We start from the raw sequence: 11,920 nt of genomic DNA, 5'->3' as shown, positions 1-11,920 counted from the left end.
TAAATTATTTTTAAGGAACACCCAAGCTTTCTGAAAGGTGAATTCCCATGAAGAAGTACTTCATTCGCACCACAGTCGCCACCACGGCAGTATTGGCGCTGGCAGGCTGCTCCACGTCTGACGACGGTGCAGATAACGCGGATGGCTCCGCATCCGGTTCCGGTTCCGGCGCTGACTCCCACGGCCCCATCACCTTTGCCATGGGCAAGAACGACACGGATAAGATCACTCCCATCATCGATAAGTGGAATGAAGAAAATCCGGATGAAAAGGTCACCCTCAAGGAGCTCGCGGGCGAGGCCGATGCCCAGCGCGAAACCCTGGTGCAGTCCCTCCAGGCTGGCAATGATGACTACGATGTCATGGCCCTCGACGTGGTCTGGACCGCGGAATTCGCCGCCAACCAGTGGCTCCAGCCGCTTAACGGTGACTTCGAGACCGATACCTCGGAGCTCTTGCCCGCCACCGTGGAATCGGCCACCTACAACGACGTGCTGTATGCGCTCCCGCAAAACACCAACGGCCAGCTCCTCTTCCGCAATACTGAGCTCGCGGACGCTACCCCGGAGAAATTCGCTGACCTCGAATCCGCCTGCAAGGCCCTGGAAGACGGCAAGAATTGCCTAACCACCCAGCTCAAGCAGTACGAGGGCTTGGCTTTGAACACCGCCGGCTTCATGGAGGGCTGGGGTGGCTCGGTGCTTGACGATGACGGCAATGCCACCGTCGACTCCAAGGAAGCCCAGGAAGGCCTGCAGGCCATGGTGGATGCTTATGAAGACGAAATCATCTCCAAGGACTCCACCGCCGCCACCGAGGAAGAGACCAACATGGCCTTCACCGAAGGCAAGACCGCCTTCGCAGTGAACTGGCCCTACATGTACACCAATGCCGTAGATGCCGGCATTGACGTTGAGGTCCAGGCACCGCTGGGCAAGGATGGCGTTGGCGTGTCCACCTTGGGCGGCTACAACAACGGCATCAACATCAATTCCAAGAACAAGGGCACCGCCCTGGACTTCATGAACTTCATCATCAATGAGGAGAACCAGAAGTCCTTTGCTGAGCAGTCCTTCCCGCCGGTTCTTTCCTCCATCTACGATGACCCACAGTTGCAGGAGGAATTCCCCTACTTGCCAGCGCTGAAGGAATCCCTAGAAAACGCCGCACCGCGTCCGGTATCGCCGTTCTATTCCGCCATCTCTAAGGCCATTCAGGACAACGCTTATGCCGCGCTTACCGATGGCAAGTCCGTCGAGGATGCCACCTCCGATATGAAGGCGGCCATCGATTCTGCTTCGCAGGGTTAAAGAAGCCCTCCCTGGACCTCGTATCCTACGGGCAGGGAGCATGCTGAAAAGCGAGAAATATATAGCGAACCGCTAGTACACAAATGGGTGAGGAAGGCGTATATGCCACTGCCTCACCCTTTGTGGTTTTCCCGTCCCAGTTGGGGATAGAATCTAGCGCACTAGAAATCATCTGAATCAGAAAGGCGAACTCCCGTGGTCACCACTTCGCCGACGCAACAGAAGCACCCTCGATCGAAAAAGCCCAAGCGCGCCTCTAGCACCTCCAGGTTTGCCAATTTCGGGCGCCCGGCCGCGCTGATCGCCCCGGCGCTCATCGTGCTGGGCATTATCATCGGCTATCCCATCGTGCGCGCGTTCATCCTGTCTTTCCAGGGAAACCGGCAGCTCAACCCCAAAACGGGTCTCTTTGAAGAAGGCGGTTTCGCCGGCTTAGACAATTACCTGTACTGGATCAATAACCGCTGTGTGTCCGGTGCGGGTGAAATCACGACGTGCCCGCCCGGAGTTATCGCCACCGACTTCTGGCCCGCCGTAAAAATCACGCTGTTTTTCACCGTGGTCACGGTCGCCCTAGAAACCATCCTCGGCATGTTCATGGCCATCATCATGAACGGCGAGTACCGCGGCCGCGGCTTAGTGCGCGCTGCCGTGCTTATCCCCTGGGCCATTCCTACCGCCGTGACGGCCAAGCTGTGGCAGTTCATGTTCGCCCCGGACGGCATAGTCAATTCCTTGCTGGGCGCGAATATCGCCTGGACCACGGACCCGTTTTATGCGCGCTTTGCCGTCATCATCGCAGACGTGTGGAAGACCGCGCCGTTTATGGCGCTGCTCATCCTGGCTGGCCTACAGATGATCCCCAAGGATGTCTACGATGCCGCCCGCGTCGATGGTGCCAACCGCATCCAAACCTTTTTCCGCATCACCCTGCCACTAGTGCGCCCAGCCCTGATGGTGGCCGTGCTCTTCCGCACCCTGGATGCGCTGCGCATGTATGACCTTCCCGTCATCATGATTTCGAGCTCCTCTAACTCCCCTACCGCCACCATTTCCCAGCTGGTGGTGGAAGATATGCGCCAAGGTAACTTCAACTCCGCCTCGGCACTATCCACCCTTATCTTCTTGCTCATCTTCTTCGTCGCCTTCATCCTCATCCGCTTCCTCGGCGCGGATGTCTCCGGCAGAAAGGGTGCAAAGTAATGCGTAAATTCGGACACTACGCGGGCATTATCTTTATCATGTTCTGGGGCCTTGCCCCTTTTTATTGGATGGTGGTCACCGCCCTGCGCAGCCAGGAATTCACCTTTGATACCACGCCCTGGCCAACGCATATCACGCTCGATAATTTCCGCGATGCCCTCGCAACGGATAAGGGCAATGACTTCCTCGGCGCGCTGGGCAATTCGCTGTTCATCTCGCTCGCGACCACCGCGGTAGCCGTCTTAGTCGGCGTATTTACCGCCTATGCGCTCTCCCGTTATGACTTTCCCGGCAAGGGCATCGTCACCGGCATCATTTTGGCAGCCTCCATGTTCCCCGCCATCGCGCTGGTTACCCCACTCTTCCAGCTCTTTGGCCGCTTGGAATGGATCGGCACCTACCGCGCGATGATCATCCCAAATATCTCCTTCGCCCTGCCGCTGACGGTTTATACCCTGCTCAGCTTTTTCCGGCAGCTGCCGTGGGAGCTTGAGGAGGCCGCCCGCGTGGATGGCGCTTCACGTGCCCAGGCCTTCCGCCTCATCCTCCTGCCGCTGGCCGCGCCGGCGCTGTTTACCACCGCGATCATCGCCTTTATCACCACGTGGAATGAATTCATGTTGGCCAAGCAGCTGTCCACTACGAGTACCGAGCCGGTCACAGTGGCCATCGCCCGTTTCTCTGGCCCCTCGGCCTTCGAGTACCCTTATGCCGCGACCATGGCGGCTGGTGCATTGGTGACCATTCCGCTTATCATCATGGTGCTCATTTTCCAGCACCGCATCGTCGCCGGGCTCACCGCAGGAGGTGTCAAGGCCTAATGCGCCGGTCCCTGCTGTGGGATTCGATCCTCGGATTCCTCGGCTTCTTCGCGTGTCTTGCGGTCATCCAAGCCGTGGTGAACCTATTTGAAGACTCTCCCGCCGTATGGCCCGGCCTAGTGGCCGGCGCGCTGTGCGCACTAACCTACCTTGCGTGGCGGGCAAAAAGAAAGGATCTGCAATGAGCTGGTACCACAACGCCGTCTTCTATCAAGCCCTAGTGGGCTCCTTTAAGGACTCTGGCAATAACGAGGCCGAAAATAAGGGCATCGGTACGCTGCGCGGGGTCATCGACAAGCTGGATTACCTCCAGTGGTTGGGCGTGGACTGCCTCTGGCTCTCGCCGTTTTATGCCTCTCCGCTGCGCGATGACGGCTACGATATCGCCGATTATTACTCCATCCACCCCGATTACGGCACGATGGCGGATTTCGAGGAACTGGTTGAGGAATTGCACCGCCGCGATATGCGCATCATGACGGACCTGGCGCTCAACCACACCAGCTCCGACCACCCGTGGTTCCAGGCTTCGCGCTCCGATCCGGATGGCCCGTTTGGGGATTTCTACGTCTGGGGCGATGATCCCGAGCGCTACCCCGAAATCCGCGTCATCTTCACGGACGTTGAGACCTCCAACTGGACCTGGGATGAGGAGCGCCAGCAATACTATTTCCACCGCTTCTACTCCCACCAGCCGGATCTCAATTACGATAACCCGGACGTGCAGGACGAGGTCTTTAATATCTTGTCCTTCTGGATGGACAAAGGCCTTGATGGCCTACGCCTCGATGCCATTGCGTACCTCTTCGAGCGCGATGAGCTCGGCGGCGAATCCCTGCCGGAGACGGTGGAGTTCGTGGAAAAGATTCGCTCCTTTATGGATACCCACTATCCCGAGGCCGTCCTCATTGCGGAGGCCAACCAGCCGCCCAAGGAGACCATGGAGTTCTACGGCTCCGGCAACCGCTTCCACATGGTCTTCAACTTCCCGGTCATGCCGCGGCTGTACCAGGCGCTCGCGCTTGGCGATGCCACCCCCGTCTACGACATCCTCGACCAACTACCGCCGCTGCCCGAGGGCTGCCAGTGGGGTACCTTCCTGCGCAACCACGACGAGCTGACCTTGGAAATGGTTGACGATGATGTCCGTGAGCTGATGTATCAGACCTACCTGCCAGAGGAAGGCATGCGGGCGCATGTGGGCATCGCCAGGCGGCTCATGCCGTTGATGGGTGGGGACCGCCGCAAGGTGGAGCTGATGTTTTCTCTGCTCATGACCCTGCCGGGTGCGCCATTTATTTATTATGGCGATGAAATCGGCATGCTCGATGACACCTCTTTGCCGGATCGTTATGCCGTTCGCACCCCCATGCAGTGGGACGATAGCGAAACCGCGGGCTTTAGCGCCCGCACCCCAGCGCGGCTACCCATCGTCGGCGGCACGTCCGTGGAATCCCAGCTCAACGATGCCACTTCCCTGCTGCACAGCGTGCGCACCATGATTGCAGAGCGCCACGCGCACCCCGACCTGGGAACGGCACCCTGCGAGCCAGTGGAAACCGGTAAGGAAAGCGTGCTCGGTTACCAGCGCGGCGACCTGTTGTGCCTGCACAATTTCAGCGACCGCTCCGTTGACCTAGGCCCCGTCGAGCTCGGGCCTTACGGATACGCCTGGTTGCCGGCCTAGAGCGGCTGTCTTTGGCCCGGCATGACCGCTGCACGGCCAGTCATGCCGGTGGATGGGCCTGCTTTTGCAATTTGTGCATCCTCCACTGCGATAACTGAGCAAACCCGGCCCTCAGATATCGCAAATCTTCCTCAAATGTTGCAGAGGACCCTGCACTTTGGAGGATGCACTTTGGAGGATGCACTTCTACAAACCAAGCAGTGCGCGCCGTAGCTGCTACAAAAAAGAGCCCAGCTCCACACCCCATTCACAGGGTGCGGCTGGGCTCATTTTCTGATGAACTAACTCCAGTCCGGAGCGTCTTCTAAGCGCAGCTCGGAATAGCGAGCTTCAGGGACAGTGGCCGAATATGGTTTTCCTACCGTTTCCCATACTTGATCTCGGTTGCAGCGCACATCCTGGCCATCGGTATCCAGCATGGTAAAGCCCCACACCAACTTGCCTTGGGAATTTGCAGGCAAGGTGTATGGCCCAACTACCTGGTTAATCTTCCAGTGTTGTTCGCTTACATAGTTGAATCCGTAGGTCTTAGTCAGGATCTTGGCCAAATCTCCCTCTCCCTGCACGGAGCCGGAAACCTCAACGGTTTCCGTCCGCGCTTTGGATACGGTGTGTTTGACCGGCACCGGCTCAGCATTGTGGTTTGCCACGCTTGCGGCATCGGTTTGCTTGAACCAGCGGCGCTTCGCGGTGACATAGGTTGAGTTCTCCCCCGGCGTTGCGCAATGCGTGCCGGGCTTAAAGTCATCGTTCCAGCGCTGGGGCAGTTCAAAGTCTCCGCCGAAGTCAGAGGCATGGGCTACGGGAACGGCCACCAAGCTCAGCGCTGCGATTGCACTAGCGATGGACTTCACCTTCACGGTTTAACCCCAATCGTTGTTATCACGGGTGGAGACTGCGACGTGGCGTTCCTTGGGCAGAGTTGCGGTAAATTTACCGCCATTGGCTTGCCAGGTGTGGTCGGAACCGCACACGGTCTTTTGACCCTCGAAGTCAGAGACTACCCAACCAGCCTTCAGCACGGCAGTCTTACCCGGGGCGATATCGTATGGGCCCACCTGCTCGCCTACCTCGTAGGTCTGGCTAGAGGTGTAGCTGGAGGAGAAGGTGAAGTGAATCAGATCCAACAGCTTGAAGTCCACACCAGCAGAAACGTTCCAGGTCTTGGACTTGGTTTCTTTGATGGAGCGGGTTACGGGAAGCGGCTCGTCGTTGTAGTTGGAAACGGTCCAGGTGCCGGCGGAACCGTCGAAATAGGTGCGCTTAATATCAATGGTCTGGCCGGTATCGCCAGGATTGGCGCAACGTTCACCAATCGTAGTGGGGTTTGCAGGGCCCAGGTCGCGCTGCGGCAATGCATTGGCGGCTGGGGCAGCGAATACGCCGGCGGCAACGGCTAAAGCCGCGGTGGTGGACGCAATCTTGGAAATGCGCATGAGATGTACTCCTAGCAGGTAGTTAGTAGATGGTTTGGGTGGGTACGGGCAGATCGCGGTATTCGTCAGGGGTGACGTCTACGGTGCGGGTACTGCCGTCTTTGGAAGTGATTGTGGCTTCGGCCCAGAAACCGCTCGGGGCGGTGGTCTGTTTATAGTTCGAGGTGAGGTCGTACTTGCCGGATTTTCCGCAGTGCACTTCGCGATAGTTGATACGGGTCATGGTGGTGCCGTACTCCACGCGAACGCGCTCTCCGGGTGCAAGGTTTACATGTTTGAGTTCAGTACCGACCGGCATGTAGGCACGCTTGATGGCGCCCACGGACTCGAGCCACCCCTGAGGGATATCGCCCCTATTGCCTCGCCAATTGGTATATGGATCGTGCTGGGCACCAACCACGAAGTCCGTTACCGGAGCAAATTCATAGTCGCCCTGAGACCAGTTGAGGAAGTCGGTGGAATAACCGGGCTTGCGGAAGGTTGGCTTCACCGCGGTGATATCCAGCGGATACCAGGAGTTATCGTTGGCTTCGCACTTTTCGCCTTCCTTGGGCCAAGCAGGATCGCGTTGGGGTTCAGCGGCTGGTTGCATGATCTCGTCTTTGTTCGGATCAGCAATCTTTTCCAAGCTGGGGCCGGAAACCGCAGTGTAGCTACCTTCGATGGGCTTAGAATTAGTGCTGCCGGATCGAGACGGAATTTCCATTGCCAGGTCCGATACGGATCCATCGGCCTTGATGATATAGGCAAAGGCATAGCGCTCTGCTGGGCCTTTACCGCGGATGACGTTGGCGCCGGGAATGTTTTCGAGGCGGTCATCATTGCAGCCGACGAACATGGAAATAAAGTCCTTTTCCACCACGCCGTATTCCACGCGGAAGGATTCACCCGGCTTGAGTTTGACGGGCCCGAAGGTTTCTTTATCTCGCCAGCCATTGGCCATTTTTAGGCCAATATCGGATTTGGCGGTGGTGTCCCAACCAGAGGGCAACTTGGCCTTGGAGTTGGCATCAATTTCGTGATTGGTGCCGGTTTCTACCTCTGCGGTGTACGGCACCTCCTGGTCAGTGGTGTTTTTGAATTGCAAGGTTCCGTCGCTCATGTAGCGACGTCCTGTTTCAGCAAACCGCCATTCGCGTTCGGTGTTATCTCCGGCGGCGCTGCAGCTTTTATAGAGGTTGGTAATGGGATATGCCTGTGGCATCGGGGGAATATCGCGCGCATGTGCCGCGGGCGCGAGAAGTATCGCGATGGCAAGCGGCGCGACAAGTCGCAGTCCCTTTGAAATCACCAGAAGACCGTCCTTGTGGTTGTTTAAGGATACGAGAAAAATTCATGAAGACACAGCTGATATTAAGCTCTTCGTTATAGCTCCTCAACAGTTACAGCTATCTCTCTTTATGGCATTTATCGTCGTTACGGTGGGAAAACGCCCCTTACCGGTAACGAACGCTGCACAACACATTTCACCCTTACCCCCCATAAAGGGGAGCTAATATTTCCTAATGCCTGGCAGATACTCCGGTCGCGCTAATGCCGCACCGATAGCGCGCCGCCACCGACACTGTGACGATGCCCAAACCGCACGATTTCCGCATCTTTGGCCTTCCACTAGTAAACTCAGCGCCTATGACTGACCTGAAGACCACCGCTGGCAAGATTGAGGACCTGGACAACAAGCTCGCCGAGTCCCGCGCGCCGTTGGGGGAAGGCGAGCCAGCCGCCCGCACTCGCGTGAATCAGCTGCTCGATGAGGGTTCCTTTGTAGAAACCGATGCACTAGCCCGCCACCGCTCCACCGACTTTGGCCGCGAGCACGATCGCCCGTACACCGATGGCATCGTGACCGGTTACGGCACGATTGATGGGCGTCGCGTGTGCATCTTCAGCCAGGATGCCACCGTCTTTGACGGCACGATGGGTGAGGTTTATGCGGAAAAGCTCACCAAGGTCTATGACCTTGCGCTGAAAACCGGCGTGCCCATCGTCGGCATCTATGATTCTACCGGCCCGCGCGTACAAGAGGGCATCGTCACGCTGGCTGGCTACGCCCGCATCCTCGCCCGCGCGACCGAGGCCTCCGGTCTTATCCCGCAGATCTCCGTGGTGGCCGGGGATACCAGCGGCATTGCGGCATTTGCGCCCACGCTTGCCGATGTCCTCATTGTCACCCACGGCACCAGCCTGCACCAGGCAGCCAGCGACGTGGCCCAAGCGGAACCGGACACCTTTGGCGGTGCCGCAGTCCACGCGCAATCGGGCACCGCGCAGCTCAGCGCCCCAAGCGAGCAAGCAGCCCTCGCCTTGGTCCGCGACGTACTGGCTTACCTGCCGGCTAATAACCGCGCCGAGGCAACGCGCATCGATACGCGCGAGGTCGCCGAGTTTAATCTGGATTCCGTCATCCCGGATTCAGCAGCGGATGCCTATGACATGCGCGAGGTGGTCAACGCGGTCGTCGATAAGGGCTCCTTCTTTGAGCTTTCGGCAGAGGCCGCGCCCAATATCATCACGGGCTTTGCCTTCGTGGATGGCCGCGCTGTGGGCATCGTTGCCAACCAACCGCTGTCCCTCAATGGCGCGCTGGATTCAGCCGCGGTGGAAAAAGCGGCGCGTTTTGTGCGCCTGTGCGATGCCTTCAATACGCCGATCATCGAGTTCGTGGACTCGCCCGGTTTCGTTTCCACGCCGGAGGAAGAAAGGGCCGGTCTTCTGCGTCGGGCGGCGGGGTTTGCGTATGCGCAGGCGGAAGCGAGCGTCGGCCAGCTTACGGTGGTAACCCGCAAGGCCATTGGCCCGGCCTACGCGTTTATGGGGTCCAAGGATCTGGGCGCGGATTTGGTCTATGCCTGGCCGACCGCGGAAATCGCCGTCGCCGAGGCGGCCCAGACCTCGCTGGCCATCTACGGCGATGCGGACAAGCAGGAAGAAATGGACGAGCTCTTCTTGCACCCCTACGCCGCCGCCGAGCGCGGCCTGGCCGATAATGTCATCGAGCCTTCCGCTACACGCCACTACCTGGTTGAAGGCCTGCGCCTGCTAGAGCGCAAGGTCGTGGCCCAGGTACCCAAGAAGCACGGAACTGTTTAGGAAAAGATGTCTGAACCCGAAATCAAAGTCCTGAAGGGAAACCCCACGGAAGAAGAGCGCGCCGCGCTATCGACAGTGCTCAAGCAGATGCAAAAGGACCATTCCGGCGCCTTTGGGGATCGCAACCACTGGGGCAGGCCCGGTGAGCGTTTCGACCACTACGGCGCGCAGCGCGTCTTTAATCCTTCCGCCTTCCACACCGTGCGGTATTACTAATGCGCCTCATTTTGGCCTCACAGTCCCCCTCGCGCGCCTCCATCCTGCGCGGGGCCGGCGTGGAACCGGTGCTCAAGCCCGCCGATATTGACGAGCGCGCCTTGGAAGCCCAATTGGCGGGGCACTCGCCTGCCGATACCGTGGCAAAGCTTGCCACCGCCAAGGCCGAGAAGGTAGCTACCCAGTACCCCGACGAGCCAGTTATCGGCGGCGATTCCATGCTGCTATTGGATGGCCACTTGCAGGGCAAACCGCACACCATCGACGCCACCATCGAGCGCTGGAACCAACAGGCAGGCCGCACCGCGCAACTGTTTACCGGCCATTGCCTGATTTTTGGCACGCAGCGCCACGTGGAAACCTCCACCACGACCATCCGGTTCGCGGAGGCTTCTGCCACCGATATCGAGGCCTATGCCCGCAGTGGCGAGCCCTTGGAGTGCGCGGGCGCGTTTACCTTGGAGGCCATGGGCGGCTGGTTTATCGATAGCATCGACGGCGATCCTTCTTCTGTCATCGGGCTGTCCCTGCCGGTGGTGCGCCGCGCGCTCTACTCTTTTGGGCTTAACGTTTCTGATTTCTGGTAGGCCCGCACGAGCATCGCTAGAGTGTGTCTTATGGAAATGAAAGACATGCTTGCCCCAGAACCTATAAAGTTGCCCGCCGATCCCGGCACCAAGGACGCGGCCGCACCTGCCACCGGCATCGTAGACCACCCGGATTCCCCGTTGCTGTGGGCCATGCTCGCGGAGCAGGAGCTCGACAAGCTAGAGGGTGCGGATCCCAACGAGTACATCACCGCTTATGCCTACGCCCGCACCGGCTACCACCGCAGCTTGGACCGCCTGCGCGGCAATGGCTGGAAGGGATGGGGGCCAGTCCCCTTCTCCCACGAACCCAACCAAGGTGTCCTACGCGCCATTGCGGCCCTCGGCCGCGCCGCCAAGGCCATCGGTGAGGATGATGAATACGACCGCATCCGCCAGATGCTTTCCGATGCCGACCCCGATAGCGTCGCCCAGCTGCTCGACTAGAACCAGTAAAAATACTAAAGGCTAGTTAGCACTGCCGTTGCACTGCTAACGCTCCTCGTTGCGGCGCTGCCACTTAGGCTGGCAGCGTGTGACGCGGATGACCAGTAGCCCCACCAGTATCGACCAGACCCGAATTTTCCCAACACCCCTGAAGTCTCGGGACACAACCACACGGCGACCGAAAAGCCCACCGACGAAGCCACCAAATTCGATCCAGGTTCCAAGGTCAGCCGCGTCTCCGACGATGCGGCCGCCTTCACGTGGACAGAGCGCTCGATTACTACGTCCGCCGGGATCACCGCGCATCACACAGTGCGCCTTCAGGTTGATGGTGACTCGGCGGAACCTGTCTCAGGCGATATTGACCTATCCAATGATTTCTTGTACAAGCATTTGACGTTCGTGCTCAGTTCTTATGCCTAGGCCATAGGATTTGCCGTATTCCATTCGTCTTTGCACGCCACATAATAAGGACCCCGCGGATTGCCGCGGGGTCCTTATTGATAGGAGTTTCAGGCACAATCCTTAGCGCCTATTTTTTGTCCAAAGACTGCTTATCCAATAAGTCTCCGGTGTTTTGCGCTGTGCGGACGTTTGCCACCAAAGCTTCCAAGATGAGCCTTATAACCACCATTTTAATATAGAAGAGCACGGTAGCTAGTAGGACCAAGACGATAAATCCGATAAAGCTGAGGAGAACATAACCAAATTCGCCGTCCGAAATTCCATTTATACCGACGATAGTTCCTAGGCTAAACGCCCCAAGAACATTGAGAGCCCAGCAAATTCCGCATATCACCATAGCGACCATGTAGATCGCCTTCACATGGGTCAGGGTTATGAAATCTTTAAATTCAAATTCCCAAATCCCCCCTAAGAGGCCATTTTTGCCACCCAGGCTCTTTATCGCTGCCCCGAATCCACGCTTGTTCTGTCCAGCTGCTCGCCCATAGCTTTGAGGGGCCTCTGTGCTCTGCGGGGCTTGACCATAATTTGGTTGAGCACCTGCCTGCGGGTTGTACCCACCTGCAGCCGATTCCTCATGTGGACCTGACCCCCATGTGGTGGACACCTGATATCCAGCCCAGTCGAGCTGGGAAGAAAGGTAATCTACCACCATGTC

13 protein-coding genes are annotated in these 11,920 nt (G+C 58.3%); 9 read left to right on the top strand and 4 right to left on the bottom strand.

All coding sequences use genetic code 11. From position 1 onward, the window contains the following. Positions 1-47: 47 nt before the first annotated feature. The 5 genes from ABRP64_RS02910 (at position 48) to ABRP64_RS02890 (ending at position 5,021) form a co-directional block, all read left to right on the top strand. Entirely contained in the window at positions 48-1,310 is a 1,263-nt protein-coding gene (locus tag ABRP64_RS02910; protein WP_349865354.1) for an ABC transporter substrate-binding protein, read from the top strand. A 195-nt stretch (positions 1,311-1,505) separates the two neighbouring features. Beyond that, complete coding sequence (locus tag ABRP64_RS02905; RefSeq protein ID WP_349865353.1) at positions 1,506-2,513, top strand: carbohydrate ABC transporter permease; 1,008 nt, start codon at positions 1,506-1,508, stop codon at positions 2,511-2,513. Beyond that, positions 2,513-3,334, top strand: coding sequence for a carbohydrate ABC transporter permease (locus ABRP64_RS02900; protein WP_005281622.1), 822 nt, complete (start codon positions 2,513-2,515; stop codon positions 3,332-3,334). Before ABRP64_RS02905 ends, ABRP64_RS02900 begins: the two co-directional genes overlap by 1 nt. Further along, positions 3,334-3,519, top strand: coding sequence for a hypothetical protein (locus tag ABRP64_RS02895; RefSeq protein WP_005281620.1), 186 nt, complete (start codon positions 3,334-3,336; stop codon positions 3,517-3,519). The genes ABRP64_RS02900 and ABRP64_RS02895 overlap by 1 nt, the downstream gene beginning before the upstream one ends. Continuing rightward, positions 3,516-5,021 (top strand): alpha-amylase family protein, encoded by a 1,506-nt coding sequence (locus tag ABRP64_RS02890; protein WP_296090023.1) that lies wholly within the window; start codon positions 3,516-3,518, stop codon positions 5,019-5,021. Before ABRP64_RS02895 ends, ABRP64_RS02890 begins: the two co-directional genes overlap by 4 nt. Positions 5,022-5,302: 281 nt before the next feature. On the opposite strand, the gene ABRP64_RS02885 is transcribed toward ABRP64_RS02890, so the two are convergent. The 3 genes from ABRP64_RS02885 to ABRP64_RS02875 are packed head-to-tail and all read right to left on the bottom strand — an operon-like array spanning position 5,303 to position 7,748. Beyond that, positions 5,303-5,881, bottom strand: a complete 579-nt coding sequence (locus ABRP64_RS02885) for a hypothetical protein (RefSeq protein ID WP_284770081.1) — start codon at positions 5,879-5,881, stop codon at positions 5,303-5,305. Between the two features lie 3 nt (positions 5,882-5,884). After that, a complete protein-coding gene (locus ABRP64_RS02880; RefSeq protein WP_284770082.1) occupies positions 5,885-6,457 on the bottom strand; it encodes a hypothetical protein in 573 nt (190 codons plus the stop codon). Positions 6,458-6,479: 22 nt separating this feature from the next. After that, positions 6,480-7,748, bottom strand: a complete 1,269-nt coding sequence (locus ABRP64_RS02875) for a hypothetical protein (protein WP_284770083.1) — start codon at positions 7,746-7,748, stop codon at positions 6,480-6,482. A 338-nt stretch (positions 7,749-8,086) separates the two neighbouring features. Between ABRP64_RS02875 and ABRP64_RS02870 the strand changes: the two genes are divergently transcribed. The 4 genes from ABRP64_RS02870 to ABRP64_RS02855 are packed head-to-tail and all read left to right on the top strand — an operon-like array spanning position 8,087 to position 10,797. Next, complete coding sequence (locus tag ABRP64_RS02870; RefSeq protein ID WP_349865351.1) at positions 8,087-9,547, top strand: acyl-CoA carboxylase subunit beta; 1,461 nt, start codon at positions 8,087-8,089, stop codon at positions 9,545-9,547. 6 nt (positions 9,548-9,553) lie between these two features. Further along, entirely contained in the window at positions 9,554-9,763 is a 210-nt protein-coding gene (locus ABRP64_RS02865) for an acyl-CoA carboxylase subunit epsilon (RefSeq protein ID WP_284628984.1), read from the top strand. Next, the gene (locus ABRP64_RS02860; protein WP_284852095.1) at positions 9,763-10,350 is read left to right on the top strand and encodes a Maf family protein; all 588 of its coding nucleotides are present in this window, start codon (positions 9,763-9,765) and stop codon (positions 10,348-10,350) included. The genes ABRP64_RS02865 and ABRP64_RS02860 overlap by 1 nt, the downstream gene beginning before the upstream one ends. Positions 10,351-10,380: 30 nt before the next feature. Beyond that, entirely contained in the window at positions 10,381-10,797 is a 417-nt protein-coding gene (locus tag ABRP64_RS02855; RefSeq protein WP_284770086.1) for a DUF3151 domain-containing protein, read from the top strand. Positions 10,798-11,329: 532 nt separating this feature from the next. Here ABRP64_RS02855 and ABRP64_RS02850 read toward each other — a convergent pair. Beyond that, on the bottom strand, positions 11,330-11,920 hold a 591-nt coding region (locus ABRP64_RS02850; protein WP_349865349.1), incomplete at its 5' end, for a DUF4282 domain-containing protein.

It is taken from the genome of Corynebacterium sp. KPL4015, from assembly GCF_040225725.1.
GTDB classification, from domain to species: domain Bacteria; phylum Actinomycetota; class Actinomycetes; order Mycobacteriales; family Mycobacteriaceae; genus Corynebacterium; species Corynebacterium rhinophilum.
This window is presented reverse-complemented; position numbering and strand designations above follow the sequence as displayed.